The sequence below is a fragment of the Cyclobacterium qasimii M12-11B genome, assembly GCF_000427295.1.
GTDB lineage: Bacteria > Bacteroidota > Bacteroidia > Cytophagales > Cyclobacteriaceae > Cyclobacterium > Cyclobacterium qasimii.
Map to the genome: position 1 here is coordinate 50,620 of NZ_ATNM01000156.1, position 21,767 is coordinate 72,386.

Below are 21,767 nucleotides of genomic sequence, written 5' to 3' on the forward strand. Positions count from 1 at the left end.
AGATTAAATAATTGTGTATCATTGGTTTACTAATCGTTAATAATTGGATTAGTTCTTGTTTTAACCAATAAAACCATGCGTTTTCAAAATAATATTCGGATTATATTCAGTATTCCATTTGTTCTTGGGGTTTTGTTTTTATGTCTATTATCCGGGAAATCTTTTTCTCAAGATAATTCCGGTAACGTTTACAATTATGTCCAGCAAAAAAGCCAACTAGAAAAGGCTGAAGTAATTCAAAGTGAAAATTCAGGAGATAAGAAAAATCGTTTTATTGGTTATTCGAATGGCATAAGCCCAAAACCTTCAAAATCCAAAGAAGTTTTGCTTAGCGAAAGCGTTACTGCCTTGCCTCAAATTGCAGCTGAAACGGAAGAAACGTCAACACTCTCCTTGAATGTATTTTTATATGTTCTTGATAAATTTAAAGAAGAGTAATTTCAAGTAGCACCTAAACCAAAGCCTTTAAAGTTTATTTTTTGTTAGTATGCTGGGATTTCGTTATTTTACTCCTTAACGATAAACCCAATGAGAAATTCCTGTATTTTGTTTGTCATTGCCTTGGTGATGACTTTTTCATTTGTACCTACGATAAAAAATTAAGAGATTGACGTGCTGTTTAATGGCTTGAAAGTCAAAATCAAAAAAGAGGTGGAAATGTGCAGTTAAATTATCGAACGAGGTGCAATTTCCTTGATCGTGGATAGAACAGCTTATATGGAAGCAGGAGAGTAGTTCCCTTGGTTTATTTATAAGATTCCATAATCTGAATCTTTTATTATTTAGGGATTTGAAAATTATAACCAACCGATTGAATTTGAACGCATATGTTGTTAAAAATTAAATTTTTATTCCTCTTCCTGAGTTTTGGCTTTATCCAACCTGATCCCATGATCACCTTGGATTTTGATGGCTTCAAGAGCGAAATTGAAACACCTTCTGAAGACCTTAGAATTTACAATTTTTGGGCTACCTGGTGTGCGCCTTGCATACATGAGATGCCTTATTTTGAATCTGTCGTCAAGGATACCAAAGGTACTAATTTGGTATTTGTGTCTTTGGACGATGACAGAAGACCTGAAAGGGTGAAAGCCTTTGTGGAGAAAAAGGGATTTAGCTCTCCAATATGGTTGCTAAGCGAAAAAGAACAAAAGGATTGGAAACAAAAATTGAAGGAAGATTGGTCGGGAGCCATTCCGGCCACTTTGTTTGTTACGGCAGCGGGTAAAAGACATTTCCATACAGGCCAAATAAGTGAAGAGAAGCTTAAAGAGCTTATTGAAACGTACAAATAATGGTATTGGAAAGGCCTCCTGAACTCAAGGAGGCCTTTTTAAACCGACTTTTTCAACAGGTTTTGGGATAGCATAAATAATGAGTTTTGGGTGTAAGCTTAATTTAGGGTCAACCTATAGATCAATCGAAATGCAAATACTTGCTTACCCCTTCGGCATTTTCTACTTTAAGATAGACCTGTTTTAGAATTAAATGTTTTAAATGATAATTTTTTGAAAAGCCACCGGTTTCTAGGATTTCATCCCTCATGAGTACCTTATGGTTGTTGTTGAAAATGGTTACTATCGTACCTGGGTCAGCTACTCCAAGGACTCTTAGATTGAAAGTATTTTTATCAACTGCTTTTGCGTAAGCCATCAGTTTCGTTTCTGCTTTTCGATAACTTTTAATTTCGAAAGTCTGCGAATCTTCTTTGGTTTCAAGCTTTACTTTATAGTGGCCTTCAGGTATTTCACTTAAATTAAAAGGAATGTTTTGTGGCGCTGTTATCTCGAAGAAGGTCCTGTTTATGATTTTTCCCTTTGGATCAATAATGGTAATTCGAACCATACCTATGGCTTCTGTTAGTTTTACTTGAAACCTTTGTTCCTGAATCTCAACAGAGGAAACCTCCATCAAGCGTTTGTCTAATGCGAAGCTAGAGAAGGATAAGCCGATCGCGAGGAGTAATGTTGCTAATGTTTTCATGATTTGATATTGTTTGGTCTTGACTTTATTTGAAACAGTTATTGCCAAGTACATACCAAATCATGGTAGAAATCATTTTTGAAAACCTATAGGGATTATTTTGTATAGAGGTGTAACCTTAAAAAGGACCTTGGTAAGACAGAGGTGTATCATAACCGAACAGCTGTGCAGCTATTTGTTATTTTTCTGAACAGTAAAAGTAACTTTTAAGTAAGGGAAGGTAAAAAATAATATTCTTAATTTTTCACTTAAAAAATATAAGTAGCTGAATATCTGTGTGCTAAATCTTTTTATATGGTCGAAAATGAACAGGAGTTGTTTTAAAAACGGGCAATAGTAGGCCTTTTCACTTAGGGAATGATCCATTTGCTGCAGGGAAAATCTCTAGCAAATTTGTCAAGCTATGCTATTGCAAAATGGATAGGGCTTTACTACACCTCCAACTCTTCTATAGGTGATTGCTTTGAGGTTATCCCTTCATAGAAATGAAAAGAATTTGCCTCTTTAGGGCAAATTCAAGACATAGAGCGATCAAGAATAAATAGAGAAAAGATCAAAAACGGGAAGCCTTCTTTTTTATTCTTCTAAAAGCACCCTTTCTTCTTTTGTTATTGGAGTAAAAATTATATAAAAAATTGACAGCGATTAGTGTAACTGATATCGGGACGAAAAAAGTAGGCATCATGATTTTTATGCCCAATAGGATAAAAAGAGAGGCGATGATCCCAATTTTAAATGAGGTGTGGCTCTCTGGGTATATGCCGCTTATTAATATTAGGCTGGTGATTTCTACAATTATCAACACTACAATCATGTAGGTGAATACTGTAGCTGTTGTTAATCCAGTGCTTACAAAATACCAGGCAAGAAGTCCCAGGACTACTACTAAACTTAGACTGTGAAGGCTAAAATTGATTTTTTCTTTCATATTAAAGAGAATATTATGATTATGAATATAGGATTATTTCCCTTGAATCCAAAAAATCTCATGTCATAATTACAAACTTATAATTTTGCAAATTAAAGATTCGAATGTCAGTGAAAATTCCAAATATTCGTCTGTTCAGATAACTACTGGACCCTGAGAACTTTAACTTGGTCTGACTAAGGAAGTTTGGTGGAATAGGCAATAGGGCAATGCTTGTTTTTCCAGTAGAGGAGATATTTATTCGATTTTATGCCCTTTTTCTATAGCTTACCCAACCATTTCAATAAGGTGTTATAAGGCTTTGACCAGGTACGTTGGAACCTCAGCGGGCCATTTAACTCCCTTTCAAAGAAAGGCAAATGATGCGCATTCAAATAGGCGATTCTTTCCCTCTTTTTTTGGTTGGTCCCTGTTTTTTTTCTTTTGCTTTGCTGGGTCAGCCTGTAATAGAATCCAATAAATGGAAGCTGTACAACCTCTCCTCCATCTTTCAACATCTTTATCCAGAATTCCCAATCCTCACGACCCATTGTCATGTCTTCCGAGAATCCTCCTATTTCAATAAAATCTGATTTTCTAAACAAGGCTGCTACAAAGATCATATTGTCTCTGGCCAGCTTATTTCGACTAAAAGGCTTGAGTTTCCAGGGCTTTTGTATGCTGGAATTGAATTTTACTGCCTGACAGTAGACTACTTTCACCTTTGGCTGCTGCGCCAGTACTTCCACACCTTTCTCCAGGTAATCTGGTGAAATAAGGTCGTCTCCATCTAAGGGTAAAATATAGGTACCTGTTGCTGCATCAACCCCAGCATTTCGCGCTTTGGCCACACCACTGTTGGGTTGGTCCAATACTGTTATTTCAGGGTGTTTTTCTTGTAGTTGTTGGGCAATCTTCAAAGAATCGTCCTTAGATCCATCATTGACAATGACAACCTCAATGGGCCTGTAAGTAGAGGCTAAAACGGATTGAACTGTTTCGTCCAGATAACTGCCCTGATTGTAGCAGGGGATTACAATGGATACCAATGCATTTTTCATTAAGCAAAGAATTTTTGAAATGCGGTACCTATAGGTTCTTTAAGTGCTAAGGTGTTGGGACCAAATTTCCGTGTGGAATATTGGTTTTCTTTTAATAAAAGTAGGCAAGACTCGTAATCCTGAGCATTTAGGCCTACATTTTCAAAGATTATGGCTTCAGGTTTAGTTTGAGGGATGTCAAAAATACGAATGACCTCTAAATCATAACCTTCGGCATCGATCTGTAGCAGATCTATTTTAGCGATCTTATATTTCTTTATAAGGCTTCTCGGTGAAATTACTTCTACATCTTCATTTGCAACCCATTTTTCTTTGTCCTCAGGAATTTCAACCCCAAATTTTGAACAATTGGAAGCAACGATACCATCTTCAAAGGCCTTTAAAACCTTTTCTTTGGAAAAGGAGGTGAGGCCAGTTGCCCAGCGCATGTCAGAAAAACCAATTTTATACATGGCTTGTGTACCATCTTTTTCACCAATAGCAGCGCAGATTGTTTTTATGCCCTTATTCTTAACATAAATCTTTTTAAGGTATTGATGAAATACGCCGGGAAGTGGTTCCAGTAATACACCTTTCCAATTGTCCCGTTTAATAAATTTATGTATGGGGTCATGCGTTATGCCATCATTGGCACCGATCTGAATGACAGTGAAATCACCTTTTTTTGAAAGAGAGTAAAGACTCAAAAAATCACTCAGGCTTCCTTCTTTCGGATTGTAGAAGTATTTGTAAAACCCTATAAAGGCAGGATTATTTGATGCACTTAAATCGAAGCGAAAAGCTTTCCATTTTCCTTGTAATTTCCGCTTAAGGGAAACAATTGATAGTTTTTTGTGCATCAATCAAAGATATTAAAATTTGACTGTTTTGCAAATTTGCAAAACAGTCAAAAGTTGCGAAGCCAGCTAGTGTATCAGATTTATTTATAACAAACCTCTAAATTGACTAAGGAACCTTATGTCATTTTCTGTGAAAAGCCTAAGGTCGTTGATTTGATATTTTAGCATGGCGATTCGTTCAATACCCATACCAAAGGCAAACCCAGTATATTTTTCAGGATCAATGCCACAATTTTTAAGGACATTTGGGTCCACCATCCCTGATCCACCTATTTCTACCCAACCACTGCCTTTACAGATATTGCAGCCTTTACCTCCGCAAAGTTGGCAAGAGATGTCTATCTCAGCACTTGGCTCTGTAAAGGGGAAGAAGGAAGGTCTAAACCTCACCTTGGTGTCTTTCCCAAACATCTCTTTGGCAAAATGGAAAAGCGTCTGTTTCAAATCCGCGAAACTCACATTTTCATCTACGTAAAGCCCTTCCACTTGGTGGAAAATACAATGGGCTCTGGCAGAGATGGCTTCGTTTCTAAAAACTCTGCCGGGGGAAAGGGTGCGGATAGGGGGTTCTTCATTTTCCATTACCCTCACCTGTACTGAAGAAGTATGTGTTCTTAAGGCGATGTCAGGATGCTTCTCTATGAAAAAAGTGTCCTGCATTTCCCGTGCCGGATGGTTTTCCGGAAAATTTAATGCAGTAAAGTTATGCCAATCGTCTTCGATTTCTGGTCCTTCGGAAAGGTTGAAACCGATTCGCTCAAAAATGGTAACGATACGTTGACGGACTGCAGTTAAAGGATGTATGCCACCAACAGGCCAGGCTGTAGGAGGTAGGGTAAGGTCCTGATCAAGACTTGCCTTTTTTTGGTTTCCGCTTTCAGATTTAGCGATGAGGTCCTGGAATTTTTCTTCAGCAAGTTGTTTTACTTCATTGACTTCCTGGCCAAATGCTTTTTTGTGTTCATTTGGAATGTTCCTCATTTCGGCAAAAAGAGCACCTATTACACTCTTTTTACTTATAAACCGCATCCTATAAGCTTCAAGTTCTTCTGCATTTGTAGCTGTAGCTGATGCTATTTCGGCTTTAATCTGGTTTATTTTTTCACTTTGCATGTGGGGATCGATCTTTGTAAGAACACAAATCTAAAATAATTTTTTGAGGCCACCTATCTTTTAAAACGGCTAAAAGCTATTCTTTCTACTTTATGGGCTCTTGCTCTGGTTCTTTTTTCGGAATTTTGGGTTTCATAAGTCCCGAACTTCCCATCAAGCCGGAAAAGGTAGCTTTCCACAGATAGTTGAAAACAAACTTGTGGTGAATTCTTTCAACATAAATGGGTGAGGATACCAGTCTATTAAACAGGGGGCGAGGATTGTTTTTGCGGAGTGCCAGCGTATTTATAACAAAGGTTAAAATACCTTTTCTTCCTCCTGCCTCTTCAAGTGTTCGCTCTTCGAGTAGCTGAACTTTAAGATTGTTGTATTTTAGGGTCATTGCGCCTATAGCATGGTTCTTATCTGCTACAAAATGCCATTCACCCTCCTTAATTGTGCCCCTTTTAACTGTTACAAAAGCATTTGTGGCCAAGATCGAGTTTATGGCAGCAAGCTCGAATGGCCCGACACTTGCGTCGATAGAAATGGGATAAGGATCTATAAAACTCATGGATAAAGAGGCCTTCAACGCTGCTGCCTGGTTTAATCTAAATGTGGCTTCAACTTTTGGGGTTTTTCTATCCTCACCAAATTCACCTAACCTAAAAGGATACATTTTAGCATTGAATTGATCGAAAGTAATTTCCCCAGGTACCATTCCTTTTATAGGAAATTCACTGTAAGTCACTTGCCCATCTTCTACAATTAAAGTGTCTATTTCGACTATCTGACTTGAGAGCTCCATAAGTTGCTGGGGCATCATCTTAAAAGCCGTGGAGTCTTCCTCAATCCTTTTGTCTCTGAATACTTCCAATTGTGGACTTTCGAGCTTCATCGTTACGGCCTCGAGTTTTTCTTCAGAGATGAATTTTTGTAGGTTAAATCCATCGATAATTATTTTCGGAACAAATAGCTCCATAGCGTCCGTTTGCTTTCCTTTTACCCTAGCATAAGCAAACCTACCAACTCTGGGTGAGAAGCGGACCTCGTCAAGCACAAGCCTGTCTGTTGAGACCATTAACTTACCAATGCTTATCTGGTTTAGACTGTCGGGTAGATTCAAGACGTAATCCTTGAATTCAAATCGAAAATCATCATTGAAAAAGAAGTCGGAATTAAATGTCTGTTTTTGGGTGAAGTCAAAATTTAGATCACTCAATATTAGCCGAAGGTTATTAAAAGCTCTTTGAGAAGTAGTGTCCGTTTTGTCTATTAATGCGAAACTACCGCCTTTGAGTTTAAAGTTTCTTACCAAAATACTTTCCAGTATTTTCCGGGTCACCTCTTTTTCTTCCTTTGGAGGCATTACAATGGCTGGCTCATCCTTGTTCAGGTATAGCTTTACCTCTGGATCTGTAAGCTGCAAAAGAGAGACATCCAAAACGCCTGTTTTTTGAAAGCTGGTGAGGGAACGAGTGTTAATCGTGATTTTTGGTATATGGGCATTTATGATTGGCCCTTTCAAGTTTTCAGGATTACTCTTCGGCACCACATTAACATTTTCTATCAAAATTTCTTCCTCTCTGGAGTCAAGTTGGATTTTTGAAAAAGTAACGGTATGCACACTGTCCTTTAATGCCAATGAAAAATCATCAACATCCAATGCCATGGTGGAAAAAAAACTCGCAATATCTCCCTGTGACAACCTGGTAGAATCAAGAAGGAAATCAGCTATGGCAATGTTTATTCCCGTGTTGATCAGCTGCAGGTCATTTCCTTTTTGATAATTGGCGACGTTAAATGTTCCATTGGTTGCTAAAATGGAGTCAATTTTTATTACATCTATTGTTTTTGGAAGGTTTCTACTTTTCTTCTTGGTAGTGTCCGCATTCACTTTTGCTTTGCTAAAATCTCTGTTTATCGATAGACTGACCTCAGCATCAGAAAACTTAAGCTTGGTGAGCGCAAGTGTATTGTCAAATAGAAAAGCTTCCAGATCAACCCCACTAAAGCTTAGGTCTGGAAAACTCGCCTCGATACTGACCTTGGCTTTCAGGTCCTTATTCGGCATTAATTTCACATTGAAGGTATTGATTTCTTCTCGGGCAGAATTAAAGCCTATCCTACCGGCCACTATACTGTATTTTCCGCTGGCAATGTTGAATAGGTAATTGTTTAGGTTAACATCCACTTCATCTGAAAACAAGGTGCGATTAGCAGAAGGGTCAATGTTTTCATCCAGGTAGAAGTTTTTGACTTTGACAGAAATGTCATTTTCAGCAAAGGACCTAAACTCTCCATTGGCAAAGTTCTCATAGATGAAAGAGCCTTTGTCAGTGCTTAAAGAATCTACGCTGATCACTTTAAAATAATTGGTAACCAATTCGAGAATGTCTCCACGCTCTAATTTTTCCTGCTTGCCCTTGCCCTTGTCCTTAGTAATGTATTTGGTCCAATGAATAGATGGGCTTGGAATATCAATATGGCGGATAAATAATTTTTCTTGGAAATAAGCTTGATTGATATCAACTCCTGTGGCAGAAAATTCAGGGATTTCAATGTCCAAAACCGTAGTTCTTCCATATTTGTCTAACAGTGGGAGAACTGCTTCTGGAGAAAAGGGTTTTAACTTGAATCCATCCACATGTAATAAATCCTTTTTGGTGTCAATAAGAATTTTATCGGCCACAAAGAGGTGAAGGTTATCCGATAACTTAAGGGCGTAATCTTCAATTTCCAACCTAAGATTGTCTGCTAGAAAAATCCTTGCAGAGGTGTCAGTCATGTGCTTGTCATCCAGCTGAAAATTTTCCAATAGGAAATTAATTTTGCCAAAAGCCAGACTGTCTTGCCTAATTCTAAGGTGATTGTCCAGGACAAGGCTTCCGCTTTCCACTTCCAATTTTTTCACATACACAGCTTTGAAAAAACCTTTGGTAAGCTGTTGCAGGTCGGTCATTTGAGAAGGCTTGGCTTCTTCAGAAGAATTTCCAAGAATGTCTTTAATCACTACATCGGGCGAGTTGATCATTAATTCACCGATGTCAATGATGTTCTCATTATAAACTTTTCTCAGGTTGGCATTGGCAAATTCCAATAAGGGGACCTTTATTTCAAACAGTGAGGTATTGGAGAGGCTGTCTTCATTAACCTCCGGTTTGAGTTCTATCTCATTTATCTTTACCTTATCATCTACGGTAGACAGGTATATTTTTCGCCCAGAAATCCAATGGATTTCATCTGCCAAAGCTATCCTGGCCCTGTTAATTTTTAAAGTAGCCTCTCTGGCATATAAAAAATTATCCTTCTTTAAAGCTTCATCTTGCCCAAGGTAAACATCCTCCATAGAGAATTGTATGTCATCTGCTTCTATCCTGTTTTTGTTTGGATTAAGTACGCCTCTTTGTAAAAATTGACCATTGTCTATGGTAAGTGATTTTATGGAGATGGATTCAAGCAAATCTTTGACCAGCTCATACAAGTCAGTGGTTCTTGCCTCCTCTTCCATTGCATTTCTATCTGTGTAGAGGACAAAATGCGGTGCTTCAAGGGCCAGGTCACCGATGGCTACTTTGGAGGTTAGAAACATTTCTGTGATGTCAGCATCACCTAAGGCGAGGTTTTCTAGAGAAATCTCATAATATACATCAGCAGGTTTTGTAAGGTTGGGGGAAACTTTGACCTTTTCGGCTAGAATTTGTTTCTCCAATGAAGAAACGGCAACTTTTTGAGCCGTCACTTTGTGAATGCTGTCTGCAAGGGATACCTCAAAGTCGTCAAAGTCTAAACGAAAACCCTCCATTCCAAAAGGAGTGTCTCCTTTTTCATCCCCTCTCAAGTGAATGTTCTTAAGGTACAAATTGGTATTGGCCGCAGAAATGGATTTTTGACTTATGAAATTTTCGATCAAAAGGTTGGCCTGATCTACATAAAAATCATGTATGAAGATTTCTTTTAAAGATCCGTTTAGGGATTTCTTTATTTCAACTTCTAATTGTTTGAGTGGGCTGGAGTTCTCGTTTTCAATGAGTTCTACCTTACGCCTTGACTGAACCACAGGAGCTGTCAATCGCAATTCCTGAGCGGAAAGCTTTCCTTCTTCACGATTGAAGCTCAGTCCCAAAATATCTAGCTGATCAACAGAGATTTTATAATAAGGAATCTTGGCCGCGTCAAAAATGGCTGGATCAACTGGGATAAGTTGAAAATTTTCCACAAAAAGGCCCCGCTGAAACAGAGAAAGGTAAACCCTGTCGAATTCTACCAGGTATTTGCCAGTGGATACCTTTTCAACTTGTTGTTTTATGAATTCTCTAAAGAGCCAATCCGCTCCAAAAAATAGCATAAAATGAATTGAAACGATTACCAGGGCAAAGACTGAAAAGATTCTCAGAAATTTCTTTCTTTTCCTACCAGATTTTTTGATATCTATTTGCTCTTCATTCATTTTTCATATCAAGAATACAAAATAACGAGGAAATTACTTAAGAAAGAATTCGAAAAGAAAAATATAACGCTGTAAATACAAAAAGCCTGTGAATATATACTTTTAATATATCCACAGGCTTTTATAATTGTGCTGTAGGAGAAGGACTCGAACCTCCACGAGGTTGTTAGGCAACACATTGAGCTCTATGCGTGCTTTATCCAATACGCCGGATAAACCGGATTCCTCACCCCCGAGACAGGAGGGCATGTCTGCCAATTTCAACACCCTACAATGTTTTAGAACATTATCAAAAAAAAGTAATGGAGTCGTAGAATTGAAACCAAATTTTATTTTGATGTAACAAATGTAATAAAACATCGAGGTTAAGAAAATATTTTCATTGAAAATATTAAAATTTTATAATAATGATAAATTTACACCGTATTTAAAGTGAATTCGGAAATTTAGCGTCTTATATTATTGCAGAGATTAGAGAATCAATAATCAGCTACTTTTCAAATTTCACGTAATTTTCCCACTTCTCTATAACGCTTAACATATCCTGTGGCATTTCTCCTTCGAAATACAATTCCTCCTCAGTAATCGGGTGAATGAAGCCAAGAGATTTGGCATGAAGTGCCTGGCGGGGCAATATTTGGAAACAATTCTGTATATAGGCTTTGTACTTTGAAAATTGAGTGCCTTTCCGGATTTGATCTCCTCCATACATTGCGTCATTAAACAATGGATGACCTATGTGTTTCATATGTGCTCTGATCTGATGCGTTCTACCAGTCTCAAGCACACAAGTCACCAAAGTCACATACCGCAATCTTTTTATTACTTTCCAGTGTGTGATGGCTGATTTACCATCATCCCCTTCAGGATAAGCCAGCATGACTTTCCTGTCTTTTATTCCACGTCCAATGTTAACATTGATCGTTCCTTCATCCGCTTCTGGTTCTCCCCAGATCATGGCCACATAGGTCCTTGCTATGGAATGGTCAAAAAATTGCTTTGCAAGATGAGTCATCGCTCGCTCAGATTTGGCAATTACCAACAAGCCGCTGGTGTCTTTGTCAATTCTATGGACCAAACCTGGTCGTCCGGAATTTCCAGGCAATTCAGGGAGGTTATCAAAATAGTAAGCCAGGGCATTGACCAAAGTGCCGGTCCAGTTACCATGTGCTGGATGAACAACCATTCCAGCGGGCTTATAAACCACCATAAGGTGATCATCTTCATATCTAATGTCTAAAGGAATATTCTCTGCCACAACATCAGACTCTTTGCGGGTCTTTTCCATGGCAAAGGTGATTACATCGCCTGCTTTGGTTTTGTAATTTGCCTTGACTATTTCCCCATTGACTTTAACAATTCCTGATGCAATACTGCTCTGAACCTTACTTCTTGTAGTATAGGCCATTTTATCAGTAATAAATTTATCTATTCTTATTGGCCGTTGACCTGGATCTACGCTAAGTTCATAATGGTCAAAATAGCTTTCCTCTTCAGGTAATTCATCATTTGTAATCTCTGTCATGGTGCAAAATTAGGATTTGATCAAAAACAATAAGATTTTTGACCTTAAATCATTGGATTATTTTATTTTGGCTCCAACTAAACCTCCTATTTATCAACAATTATTTAGCCCTTTATTTAGTGAAAAGGGATTAGAAGTAACGGTAAAGCGACTGGACCTTCTTCATCCAGACGCCCAAGGTAATAAATTCTACAAACTACATTATAATTTAAAAGCTGCTAAAGACCTTGGCCTTCGCAAAGTATTAACCTTTGGAGGAGCTTATTCCAATCATATCCATGCCACTTCTTTTGTGGCGGCAGCAAATGGACTGGAATCCATAGGAGTGATCAGAGGCGAGCTCATTGTGCCACTTAACCCTACCTTAAAAGATGCCCAAAATCAGGGGATGCTACTTCACCCCATGAACAGAACGGATTACAGGCAAAAGGACAGCCCATTAATTCTTGAGCAATTAAAAGGCATGTTTGGAGATTTTTACCTTATTCCAGAAGGGGGTACCAATGCCATGGCCATTAAAGGCACGAAAGAAATTCTGACGGATCAGGATCTAAACATGGATTTTGTCACCACACCTATTGGCACCGGCGGCACTTTTGCAGGGCTTTTGGGCAGTGCAACAGCGAAGCAACAGGTTATAGGCTTTTCTGCTTTAAAAGGAGATTTCATATTTTCTGAAATAGACGATTTACTTCAGAAGCATGAAATCATACCCAAATGTACCTATAATATTCAGACAGCTTATCATTTTGGAGGATACGCCAAACACAAACCAACTTTGATTAAGTTTATGCAAGAGCTGAAGAAAGAGGCCAATCTTCCTCTCGACCCGGTATATACAGGTAAGATGCTGTTTGGCCTCTTCGATTTGATTCAGAAAGATTACTTTCCCCATGGAAGCAAAATACTGGTATTACATACCGGTGGCTTGCAAGGAGTCCGAGGCTTTGAACAAAGACTGGGCATCCAACTTTAACCTTCAGTCCACTTTGACTTAAACGGCACCAGAAGTTACGACTTTCGCTAAAATGGCTTCATAATCCAGGCTATTCCAGTTTTTGGTGACGTTTGGATCCTTCATTACCTCGTCCATGATTTTTGCTTGTAACTTACCAATGGCATAAGCCTCAGAATACCGCATGTCAGAAAAGGTTACCATGGAATATAGTGGCTGCCATTCTTCGGGGTATAATTCGTGAAGTTTCGCTTCTATTTTTTTTCTGATTAAGAAATTGGGATCTGCTATATCGTCACTCATTTCCACAAAATTATCCATGGCGAGTTGGCAGATGGCGTCCGTATCGGGCTTTCTGGTTTTCTGAAATTTTTCAAATACCAAATCCCAGGAAGAGGTACCGTATTTCTCAATTAAATTATCCAGAATAAAGCAGTCTTCAAACCCACAGTTCATGCCTTGTCCGTAAAAGGGAACCATGGCGTGCGCTGCATCTCCAATCAACAAGGCATTATTTTCTGTCCAAGGGTAACATTCTGTATTTATAAGTGAGGAGGTAGGGTTGTTTTTGAAATCAGCCAACAGATTAGGCATCAAATCAAAAGCATCATTGAAATAGGTTTTAAAGATTTTGACGACATCCTGATCATCATAAATGTTTTCAAAACTGACCTTGTATCCCTCAAAAGGTAAAAATAATGTACAAGTAAATGATTTGTCGAGATTAGGCAATGCGATAAGCATGAACTTTCCTCTTGGCCATATATGAAGTGCCTTGGGGTCCATGGCAAACTCTCCTGAAGGAGTTGCAGGTATGTGTAGCTCTTTGTACCCGTGTGAAATGAATTTCTGGTAAAAGTTAAACCTCAATTGGCTTTGGAAGGCATTTCTTAGGGCTGAAAATGAGCCGTCAGAACCTATCAAAACATCAGAAGTCATGCGTTTTTCTTCCCCATTTTCAAGACAAAATTCTACTTCCCTTTTGGAAACGTTTACTCGTTCTACCTTGTGGTTGAAGTGAATATTTGCACCAAGCGCCTCGGCCTCATCCAGAAGAATCTCATTGAAAGCATTTCTGCTTATGGAATAAATGGCCTGATTTTCTTTGCCATATGGCTGAAAATAAGTGCTACCATGTTCATCATGGATCCTTCTCCCTGACATGGGAAGGGTAAATGGCAATACTTTGTCTTTTATGCCGGCTTTTTCTAGCGCCTGCCATCCCCGGTCACTTAAGGCCATGTTGATTGATCGACCTTCTCCCTTCTTTTTTATCTTGCGCCAATCCTGGCGTTTTTCGTAAATGTTTACGTCCAATCCTCTTTTTTTGAGGTATATGGCCAGCAGGGATCCAATGAGTCCTGCGCCCAATAGGTCTATTTTCTCTTTCATTATTTTAATAGGTTTAATGCTTAGGGTTTAATCCCTCAAGGAGTTTTTAAGAATTTGACTGAATTCAAAAACATCTTGAAAACTGTTGTACATTGGTGTGGGGGCTAATCTTATAACGTTGGGGTTTCTCCAGTCAGCCACTACACCATTTTCAATCCATAAATCAAAAACACGCTTTCCTTTTTTATGGATTAATAAAGAGAGTTGGCACCCTCTTTCAGTTGATTTTAAAGGTGTTATAATTTCTAACGCTTCTGAGTCACTAATCGTTTCACGAATAGCAAATTCCAAATAACTTGTCAATAGTATGCTTTTTTTTCTTAGGTTTTCTATGCCGGCCTTCTCAAATAGTTCAAGGGCAGCTTGATGAGCCGCCAGGCCCAACACATTGTCATTGCTTAATAACCAACCATCTGCACCTGGCATATGTTTAAAACCCTTTTCCATTTTGAAACGGTCTTCTTCTTTGTATCCCCACCATCCAGCAAACCTGGGGAGTTGATCATTGTCACTGTGTTTTTGATGGACAAATATTCCTGAAACATTTCCCGGACCTGAATTGAGGTATTTGTAGCTACACCAGGTGGCAAAATCTACCCCCCAATCGTGCAATTGAAGTGGCACGTTGCCGACGGCATGAGCAAGATCAAAACCGACACATATATCATGCTGTCTTGCTTCCTTGCTGATGGCCTCCATATCAAATAACTGACCGGTGTAATATTGTACTCCAGAGAGCATAATTAAGGCCAGTTCATCTTTGTGTCTTCTTATTTGTTCGAGAATGTCTTCTGTGCGAAGTACATGTTCATTGGCTCTAGGCTTCACTTCCAGAATGGCATCATCTGGAGATAAGCCATGGAATTTTACCTGAGACTCCAAAATGTACTGGTCGGAAGGGAAAGCACCCGCCTCGGTTAATATCTTGTATTTTTTCTCCTTTGGCCGATAAAAGGAGACCAAAAGTAGGTGGAGGTTTACACTTAGGCTATTCATGGCCACTACTTCCAATTCGCTTGCTCCTACCAATGGTGCCAATAGGCTTTTAGAGGGTTTTCTGGCATCCACCCAAGGTACATCTCCTTCAAAATGTCCATCTACTCCTTTGGTAGCCCACTTTTCCAAATAATTTATCAAGTGAGCATTCACTGCCTTTGGCTGTAAACCGAGGGAATTGCCACAAAAGTAGATTAGGGGCTTGCCATTTTTCTCTGGAATATGAAATTTTTCCCGAAAACCGTGCAAAGGATCATCATGATCCATTTTAAGTGCAAATTCAGGGGTCAATCTAAATTCAATATTGTCCATGGTTGGATGGATAGGGGAGTGTACTTAATAAATCTAAATTCAGCTGATAGTAATTGATTTATTTTTCCATCACTGTACCACATTTCTTACAGTGGGTATTCTCTGGGTTGGCCCAGAAATGATCCATTATTGGAGGAAGTTGGTTCACTATATCCGTTATGGTGGCGTATTCTTCGTAGAGTTTGTGGTCACAGCTCTCGCAAAACCACAAGAATCCATCTTCTTCTCCTGGCTTTCTATACCTTTCTATCACCAGTCCTACGGTATTGGCCGGTCTTCTGGGGCTATGAGGTACTTTAGGAGGCAATAAGAAAATTTCTCCCTCTTTAATTGAAATGTCTTTCATTTCACCATCATCCACCACTTTTAAGGTGATGTCTCCCTCTACCTGATAGAAAAACTCTTCTCCTTCATTGTAGTGGTAGTCCTTTCTGGAATTTGGCCCCCCTACTACCATGACGATAAAATCATCATTCTCGATGTACATTTGCTGATTTCCAACTGGTGGTTTTAACAAATGGCGGTTATCATTTATCCATTTGGTGAAATTGATTGGTTGGGAAATGGCCATAATATATATTGATTTAATGGTAAGGTCTCTCTGTCTGCTGGTGCTTTGGTTGGTTGAACAACAGACAAAAGGTGGAAGTCCAAAATTATAAAAAAAATCCAAGTAATTAACTATAAAGACCAGCGCATTGGTAAATTGGTAAAAATGACCTCAACAGTGCTTTTTTCGATTGATTTTGATGAAATTCTTATTAACATAGGCTATTCTATGATTTGCTGGAATCAGTAAATAATTAAGTTTTAAACGGATGGCTTTTTATAGCAGTAATCCTTCGTAATTTTACTCAAATATTTATTTACTGAGCCCTTTTCAAAAGCCTTATGTCCTCCCATCATTTTGTAAAAGACCAACAAGAACCTGCCTTACTTGTTTTGACTGATGAAACCGAAGCTACAAATTTGTTGCCCGGGCTTCTTGAGTGGGTGCCAACAGTATTGGTGACCCAGCACAATGTTCATAAAATCATGTCATTGGGGATAAAAATAGATGGAATTATCGCAGACAAGGAATTTCAGGAAAGCAATGCAATATTGCTTGAGGAGCAGTATCCCATCTATTTTATCACAGCCGATGAACCATCCTTTTTAGCAGTTGGATTGAAATACCTTATGGAGAAAAATCACAAGGCGGTAAACATTTTGTCTTTTGATCCCTTAGAATCGCCTGTACTAGATTCTTATCTGCCTGCACTAGACATTGTGTTTTTTAACAATGGGATTCGGTATTTTCCAGCTAAAAATGGTAAAATAAAAAAGTGGTTGCCCAATTGTTCCATCCAGGTTCATGGGAAGGAAGGGCAATTTGTAGAACACCAGGCTGCTTCTGGATCTGATGTGTTTCCAATTACCTATGCCACTTTTTTGGAAGTAGAAGAAGGCATGCAGACCTTTAGTAGCAATGGATTATTTTGGCTTGGTACTTTTGTTTAATCCGGCTTTAATCAAGTGGTTTTTTTGCCGTAAACGATCCGGTCTTTTCCGTTGATATCCTGATACAACTGTACGTCTGAAAACCCTTCAAGATGCATCAGGGCCATTACCTCAAGGCCAAAAGCCTCATTGATTTCAAAATACAAATAGCCATTTGCATTCAAGTTTTTCTTGGCATGCGATACGATGGCTTTGTAAAAGCGTAAAGGATCGCTATCGGGTACAAATAAAGCCAAACCTGGCTCATGGTCCAGTACATTGTTTTGCATCAAGGAGCGTTCTTTTTCCAATACATAAGGTGGGTTACTTACCATTAGGTCAAAATTACCCATTTGCAAATCACCCGCTAGTATGTCTTTTTGGACAAGGTTAAGTTTTGCTTTCAGCTCAGAAGCATTAAACTTTGCAATTGCCAAAGCCTGCTCACTTACATCGATGGCGGTTAGTTCCGCTTTGGGACATTCCAGCGCCAGGGTTATGGCAATACAGCCAGATCCTGTTCCTAGATCAAGGATTTTAATTGGTCCTTTATGATTTTGAGTGATCAGCTGCACCAATTCTTCTGTTTCATTCCTGGGAATCAATACTCCTGGGCCTACTTTAAAATACCTGCCATAAAAGGGGGCCTTCCCGAGTACATATTGTATGGGTTCTCCTGCCATCAATTTGGTAAAAGCTATTTCCAACGCCTCAGGAATCGCATTAATTGGCGTATTGTTCAGCACATCCTTTCTGCTCATGGATAAATAAGCTTCAAAAATCCACATTACCAGTGTTTGCGCCTCTGAATCTGGGTAAATGTGTGAGAGTTCGCTGACATAATGCTTATAAAGGGCTCGTAAATTCATGGTTCAATTAATTTTTTTATTCCTTTATTATTGATAAAAACCCAAAAATAGACAGCGCCGACAGCATAGCATAGCAGGTCAAAGGGATCGCGAACATAAGTGGAAGACCAGAAAGGCAAAAGCCCTTCGAACAAAAAACCAAAATAGACTACTCCAATGATGACCTGTTTTTTGGAAAAAACCATCTGTGTGTTCTCCCCATTCATCCATCTAAAAGCTTGTAGGGTAATGCCCAATACTACTGGGATAGCCATAAGATCATCTAAATAACTGTGGACAAATGGCAAAAACAGCTTTTGAATTCTTTCAAGGTATTGATTGACCCAGAATATTATGCATGGTACCCAAAAGTAGGGATTTTGGAGAACTGACATTATCCGGGTAGGGCTGCGATCAACCAAGCAATTACGGTGATGATGGTTATGTAAACGCTGTAAAAGAATTGGCCTATTTTTTTAGATTTCTTTATGAAATCACTGTCGTCTTCTTTGATATGGAAGATCCACTGTTCTTCATTGACTTTTTTTTGAGCAGCTCTTTTTTCTTCGAATTCCAAGTCTACTTTACTGAGGATTTCTCCACAATGTTCACAGGTGTCTCTGAAATTTTGATTCCAGTTGGACCACTTACCACAATTTGGGCATTTTTTTTCTCCCATAATGGCAAAAATACCAAAATATACAACCTAAGCCAACTCGACTTATGCTTCAAGTTAATATTCCCCGTACATATTCTCTATATTTGTAGCTTAATCAAAAATGCCTATATGAAGCTCTTTCCAAATACAGTCAATGCAGTTGTCAAAGCATTGGAGGAAATATTTGACAATAATCGCTATGCTGACAAAGTAATCGAGAAAGTTTTACGATCAAACCCTAAGTGGGGTGCAAGAGACAGGGCATTTATTGCTGAAAGTGTTTATGAGATCGTCCGCTGGAAAAGGTTGATCGAAAAACTCAGCCCTTCACATGATTACTACCTTTGGTTCGGTACCTATTGGGTATTGCAGGACAGGACATTGCCTGACTGGAGGGAATTTAAAGGAATCAATGGTGAAAAAATCAGACTACACCGAAGAAAAATTACTGACCGGGCAGTTCTGCAATCCATTCCAGACTGGATGGAGGAAATGGGTTCCTCTCAGTTAGGTGAGAAATGGGATGCTGAATTAAACAGCCTCAATGAGCAAGCACAAGTGGTCTTGCGTGCAAATACCCTGAAAACTGCCAGGACTGATTTAAAAATCAAGCTGGAAGAGTTGGAGGTTAGTGCTTATATCCCAAGAGAATACCCTGATGCCTTGGTGCTACTAAAGCGTAAAAATGTTTTTAGAACGCCACTTTTCAAAGAAGGCCTATTTGAAGTTCAGGATGCTTCTTCCCAAATGGTGGCTGCCGCTTTGGAGGTTGAGCCTGGAATGAGGGTAATTGATGCTTGTGCTGGTGCAGGAGGAAAATCCTTACACCTTGCTGCATTGATGCAGAATAAAGGTAGGATCCTGGCAATGGATACGGAAGCCTGGAAGCTACAAAATGCCAAATTAAGGGCTAGAAGAGCCGGCATTTCAATTCTGGAGATCAAGCCTATAGAAAGTAACAAAACGATAAAGCGACTTCACGAAAGTGCGGACAGGCTTTTATTAGATGTTCCTTGTTCTGGTTTAGGTGTTTTGAAAAGAAACCCTGATACCAAATGGAAACTTAGCGAGGAATCTATCGCCAAGGTACAAGTGCTCCAAAAAGAGATTTTGTCTCAATATCCTTCAATGCTTAAGCCAGGAGGAATAATGGTCTATGCAACCTGCAGTATTCTTCCATCAGAAAATCACATGCAAGTTGCCGCTTTTCTTGAAAGTGCCGAAGGCCAGAAGTTTGAGCTTTTGGAAGAAACACAAGTACTCTCGCATGAAAGTGGATTTGATGGGTTTTATATTGCAAAATTGAAAAAGAAGGGATAAGGATTGATGCTGCTTTTCAATAGTTTAGTTAGTAGCTTTCATTTATACTAAACTCAGGTTATTACCATGGCTAAAAGCATTTGTAGTAACCTGAGTTTGATTCAAAAATGCTTTTTTTAACTTACTTGTCGTCAATTCCAACCCTTTTGAGGCAGGCTGAGAGGGGGAACTATGTAGCAGCATCACTTTACTTGGGATTTCCATGGTTTTATTCACTGCTTCGGTGGGCTTAGCCTTATAGTTGCTCTCCAAAGATTATTCCTTGAAAGGGAGTCATTTTTAATATTTTTAACTTTTTTTTCAGCAAGCTATTGATTCACATATTAAAAACATTGTATCTTTGACGGGCAAATAGGGTTACTAACCATTTGCCATGAATCCAAACACAGATAAATTTCTCTTCGAAGCACTAACATACGATGACGTGCTTTTAGTACCAGGATATTCCGAAGTACTCCCCCGTGATACCAACACTTCTTCGCAACTTACCAGAAACATCCAATTGGAGATTCCATTGGTTTCTGCTGCTATGGACACTGTTACGGAAACGGATTTGGCCATCGCCATTGCCTTAGAAGGCGGGCTTGGTTTTATTCACAAAAACATGACCATTGAAAAGCAAGCCGCCCAGGTTCGCAAGGTCAAAAGGTCCCAAAGCGGGATGATACTGGATCCGATCACATTAGACATCAATGCTAAGGTAAAAGATGCGGTAGCCATAATGATTGAATACAATATTGGTGGCATTCCAGTAGTGGATGAGAATCGCTTTCTTAAAGGGATTATTACCAATAGAGACCTACGTTTCATTAAGGAAGCAACCCGGCCTATCAAGGAAATCATGACCACTGAAAACCTAATTACTGCAAAAGCAGGGATTACGCTTGAAGAAGCAGAAGAGGTCTTGCAAGAATACAAAATAGAAAAATTACCCATCATAGATGAGGAGTACAAGCTAACGGGCTTGATTACTTATAAGGACATTCTTAAGAGAAGAGATAAGCCGCATGCCTGTAAAGACGAATTTGGTCGCTTGCGTGTAGGTGCTGCCGTAGGTGTTACCGCAGATATCGCAGAGCGTGTAGATGCCTTGGTGAAGGCTGGAGTGGATGTAGTAAGTATAGACACTGCTCATGGACACTCTAAAGGAGTAATCGAAACTTGTAAGAAAATCAAATCACTTTTCCCTAATCTTGAAGTCATTGTTGGGAACATTGCAACTGCTGAAGCAGCGATAGCATTAGCAGATGCAGGAGCAGATGCAGTAAAGGTGGGCGTTGGTCCGGGAAGTATCTGTACAACAAGGGTGATTGCCGGAGTTGGGATGCCTCAGTTATCGGCTGTTATGGAATGTTCAAATGCCCTAAAGGGAAGGAATGTACCTGTGATAGCGGATGGCGGAATAAGGTATTCCGGAGACGTGGTAAAAGCTTTAGCAGCTGGTGCAGGTTCTGTGATGATTGGATCAATCCTGGCCGGCACAGAGGAGGCCCCTGGTGAGATCATTATTTTTGAAGGTAGGAAATTCAAGTCTTACCGAGGAATGGGTTCCCTTGAAGCTATGGAATCTGGATCGAAAGATCGTTATTTTCAGGATGCTGAAGAAAATGTGAAAAAGCTGGTTCCAGAAGGTATTGTAGGAAGAGTTGCCTTTAAAGGATTGGTATCAGAAGTGCTTTACCAATTGGTAGGTGGTTTGCAGGCAGGAATGGGATACTGTGGAACGGCTACGATTGATGCCCTTAGAGAGAAAAGTAAGTTTGTTAAAATTACGACTGCAGGTGTGAGAGAATCACATCCTCATGACATTAGTATAACAAGAGAAGCGCCGAATTACAGCGCTAAAATGTAGTTTTAATTAGCAGTTGAAACTTGAGTTAGTGTGGTAGGTATTTAAAAATGGGAATAAAAAAGCCAGCGGAAAATTTTCCTCTGGCTTTTATCTTTTAT

Annotated in this window: 19 protein-coding genes; 6 read left to right on the forward strand and 13 right to left on the reverse strand. The window is 39.2% G+C overall.

Features of this window, described 5'->3' with window-relative positions; genetic code table 11:
- Positions 1–75: 75 nt before the first annotated feature.
- Positions 76–438 (forward strand): hypothetical protein, encoded by a 363-nt coding sequence (locus tag ADICYQ_RS20410; protein WP_020889933.1) that lies wholly within the window; start codon positions 76–78, stop codon positions 436–438.
- Between the two features lie 389 nt (positions 439–827).
- The gene (locus tag ADICYQ_RS20415) at positions 828–1,295 is read left to right on the forward strand and encodes a TlpA family protein disulfide reductase (protein ID WP_020889934.1); all 468 of its coding nucleotides are present in this window, start codon (positions 828–830) and stop codon (positions 1,293–1,295) included.
- 121 nt (positions 1,296–1,416) lie between these two features.
- Here the strand turns inward: ADICYQ_RS20415 and ADICYQ_RS20420 are convergent, their stop codons facing one another.
- From ADICYQ_RS20420 to ADICYQ_RS20455, 7 genes are all read right to left on the reverse strand, one after another.
- Positions 1,417–1,983, reverse strand: coding sequence for a DUF3244 domain-containing protein (locus ADICYQ_RS20420; protein WP_146947582.1), 567 nt, complete (start codon positions 1,981–1,983; stop codon positions 1,417–1,419).
- Between the two features lie 553 nt (positions 1,984–2,536).
- On the reverse strand, positions 2,537–2,911 hold the full coding sequence (locus tag ADICYQ_RS20425; RefSeq protein WP_040417295.1) for a hypothetical protein: 375 nt from the start codon (positions 2,909–2,911) through the stop codon (positions 2,537–2,539).
- A gap of 260 nt (positions 2,912–3,171) precedes the next feature.
- Positions 3,172–3,951, reverse strand: a complete 780-nt coding sequence (locus ADICYQ_RS20430) for a glycosyltransferase family 2 protein (protein WP_020889938.1) — start codon at positions 3,949–3,951, stop codon at positions 3,172–3,174.
- A complete protein-coding gene (locus tag ADICYQ_RS20435) occupies positions 3,951–4,790 on the reverse strand; it encodes an FkbM family methyltransferase (protein ID WP_020889939.1) in 840 nt (279 codons plus the stop codon). Before ADICYQ_RS20435 ends, ADICYQ_RS20430 begins: the two co-directional genes overlap by 1 nt.
- 84 nt (positions 4,791–4,874) lie before the next feature.
- Positions 4,875–5,903 (reverse strand): phenylalanine--tRNA ligase subunit alpha, encoded by a 1,029-nt coding sequence (gene pheS / locus ADICYQ_RS20440; RefSeq protein ID WP_020889940.1) that lies wholly within the window; start codon positions 5,901–5,903, stop codon positions 4,875–4,877.
- A gap of 85 nt (positions 5,904–5,988) precedes the next feature.
- Positions 5,989–10,332, reverse strand: a complete 4,344-nt coding sequence (locus ADICYQ_RS20445) for a hypothetical protein (RefSeq protein ID WP_020889941.1) — start codon at positions 10,330–10,332, stop codon at positions 5,989–5,991.
- A 490-nt stretch (positions 10,333–10,822) separates the two neighbouring features.
- Positions 10,823–11,857, reverse strand: a complete 1,035-nt coding sequence (locus ADICYQ_RS20455) for an RluA family pseudouridine synthase (RefSeq protein WP_020889943.1) — start codon at positions 11,855–11,857, stop codon at positions 10,823–10,825.
- Positions 11,858–11,873: 16 nt separating this feature from the next.
- Between ADICYQ_RS20455 and ADICYQ_RS20460 the strand changes: the two genes are divergently transcribed.
- On the forward strand, positions 11,874–12,833 hold the full coding sequence (locus ADICYQ_RS20460) for a 1-aminocyclopropane-1-carboxylate deaminase/D-cysteine desulfhydrase (protein ID WP_020889944.1): 960 nt from the start codon (positions 11,874–11,876) through the stop codon (positions 12,831–12,833).
- An 18-nt stretch (positions 12,834–12,851) separates the two neighbouring features.
- On the opposite strand, the gene ADICYQ_RS20465 is transcribed toward ADICYQ_RS20460, so the two are convergent.
- Genes ADICYQ_RS20465 through ADICYQ_RS20475 form a run of 3 tightly spaced genes read right to left on the reverse strand, consistent with a single transcriptional unit; the run spans position 12,852 to position 16,083 of the window.
- Complete coding sequence (locus tag ADICYQ_RS20465) at positions 12,852–14,204, reverse strand: FAD-dependent oxidoreductase (protein ID WP_020889945.1); 1,353 nt, start codon at positions 14,202–14,204, stop codon at positions 12,852–12,854.
- A 27-nt stretch (positions 14,205–14,231) separates the two neighbouring features.
- Entirely contained in the window at positions 14,232–15,512 is a 1,281-nt protein-coding gene (gene kynU / locus ADICYQ_RS20470) for a kynureninase (RefSeq protein ID WP_020889946.1), read from the reverse strand.
- A gap of 58 nt (positions 15,513–15,570) precedes the next feature.
- Positions 15,571–16,083, reverse strand: a complete 513-nt coding sequence (locus ADICYQ_RS20475; RefSeq protein ID WP_020889947.1) for a 3-hydroxyanthranilate 3,4-dioxygenase — start codon at positions 16,081–16,083, stop codon at positions 15,571–15,573.
- A 320-nt stretch (positions 16,084–16,403) separates the two neighbouring features.
- Here ADICYQ_RS20475 and ADICYQ_RS20480 point away from each other — a divergent pair, with 320 nt between their 5' ends.
- Positions 16,404–17,012, forward strand: a complete 609-nt coding sequence (locus ADICYQ_RS20480) for a hypothetical protein (RefSeq protein ID WP_020889949.1) — start codon at positions 16,404–16,406, stop codon at positions 17,010–17,012.
- An 11-nt stretch (positions 17,013–17,023) separates the two neighbouring features.
- Here ADICYQ_RS20480 and prmC read toward each other — a convergent pair whose 3' ends face one another.
- From prmC to ADICYQ_RS20495, 3 genes are all read right to left on the reverse strand, one after another.
- A complete protein-coding gene (gene prmC, locus ADICYQ_RS20485; protein WP_020889950.1) occupies positions 17,024–17,860 on the reverse strand; it encodes a peptide chain release factor N(5)-glutamine methyltransferase in 837 nt (278 codons plus the stop codon).
- Complete coding sequence (locus ADICYQ_RS20490) at positions 17,857–18,114, reverse strand: hypothetical protein (RefSeq protein ID WP_020889951.1); 258 nt, start codon at positions 18,112–18,114, stop codon at positions 17,857–17,859. The genes prmC and ADICYQ_RS20490 overlap by 4 nt, the downstream gene beginning before the upstream one ends.
- A gap of 119 nt (positions 18,115–18,233) precedes the next feature.
- Positions 18,234–18,518, reverse strand: coding sequence for a hypothetical protein (locus ADICYQ_RS20495; RefSeq protein WP_040417301.1), 285 nt, complete (start codon positions 18,516–18,518; stop codon positions 18,234–18,236).
- Positions 18,519–18,626: 108 nt separating this feature from the next.
- On the opposite strand from ADICYQ_RS20495, the gene ADICYQ_RS20500 reads away from it, so the two are divergent.
- A complete protein-coding gene (locus tag ADICYQ_RS20500) occupies positions 18,627–19,817 on the forward strand; it encodes an RsmB/NOP family class I SAM-dependent RNA methyltransferase (protein WP_020889953.1) in 1,191 nt (396 codons plus the stop codon).
- Positions 19,818–20,190: 373 nt separating this feature from the next.
- On the forward strand, positions 20,191–21,669 hold the full coding sequence (guaB, locus tag ADICYQ_RS20510; RefSeq protein ID WP_040417305.1) for an IMP dehydrogenase: 1,479 nt from the start codon (positions 20,191–20,193) through the stop codon (positions 21,667–21,669).
- Positions 21,670–21,767 lie beyond the last annotated feature (98 nt).

Coding starts and splice junctions, on each gene's coding strand:
- ADICYQ_RS20410 (WP_020889933.1), top strand. CDS start 76: ATGCGTTTTCAAAATAATATTCGGATTATATTCAGTATTCCATTTGTT.
- ADICYQ_RS20415 (WP_020889934.1), top strand. CDS start 828: ATGTTGTTAAAAATTAAATTTTTATTCCTCTTCCTGAGTTTTGGCTTT.
- ADICYQ_RS20420 (WP_146947582.1), bottom strand. CDS start 1,983: ATGAAAACATTAGCAACATTACTCCTCGCGATCGGCTTATCCTTCTCT.
- ADICYQ_RS20425 (WP_040417295.1), bottom strand. CDS start 2,911: ATGAAAGAAAAAATCAATTTTAGCCTTCACAGTCTAAGTTTAGTAGTA.
- ADICYQ_RS20430 (WP_020889938.1), bottom strand. CDS start 3,951: ATGAAAAATGCATTGGTATCCATTGTAATCCCCTGCTACAATCAGGGC.
- ADICYQ_RS20435 (WP_020889939.1), bottom strand. CDS start 4,790: ATGCACAAAAAACTATCAATTGTTTCCCTTAAGCGGAAATTACAAGGA.
- pheS (WP_020889940.1), bottom strand. CDS start 5,903: ATGCAAAGTGAAAAAATAAACCAGATTAAAGCCGAAATAGCATCAGCT.
- ADICYQ_RS20445 (WP_020889941.1), bottom strand. CDS start 10,332: ATGAATGAAGAGCAAATAGATATCAAAAAATCTGGTAGGAAAAGAAAG.
- ADICYQ_RS20455 (WP_020889943.1), bottom strand. CDS start 11,857: ATGACAGAGATTACAAATGATGAATTACCTGAAGAGGAAAGCTATTTT.
- ADICYQ_RS20465 (WP_020889945.1), bottom strand. CDS start 14,204: ATGAAAGAGAAAATAGACCTATTGGGCGCAGGACTCATTGGATCCCTG.
- kynU (WP_020889946.1), bottom strand. CDS start 15,512: ATGGACAATATTGAATTTAGATTGACCCCTGAATTTGCACTTAAAATG.
- ADICYQ_RS20475 (WP_020889947.1), bottom strand. CDS start 16,083: ATGGCCATTTCCCAACCAATCAATTTCACCAAATGGATAAATGATAAC.
- ADICYQ_RS20480 (WP_020889949.1), top strand. CDS start 16,404: ATGTCCTCCCATCATTTTGTAAAAGACCAACAAGAACCTGCCTTACTT.
- prmC (WP_020889950.1), bottom strand. CDS start 17,860: ATGAATTTACGAGCCCTTTATAAGCATTATGTCAGCGAACTCTCACAC.
- ADICYQ_RS20490 (WP_020889951.1), bottom strand. CDS start 18,114: ATGGCTATCCCAGTAGTATTGGGCATTACCCTACAAGCTTTTAGATGG.
- ADICYQ_RS20495 (WP_040417301.1), bottom strand. CDS start 18,518: ATGGGAGAAAAAAAATGCCCAAATTGTGGTAAGTGGTCCAACTGGAAT.
- ADICYQ_RS20500 (WP_020889953.1), top strand. CDS start 18,627: ATGAAGCTCTTTCCAAATACAGTCAATGCAGTTGTCAAAGCATTGGAG.
- guaB (WP_040417305.1), top strand. CDS start 20,191: ATGAATCCAAACACAGATAAATTTCTCTTCGAAGCACTAACATACGAT.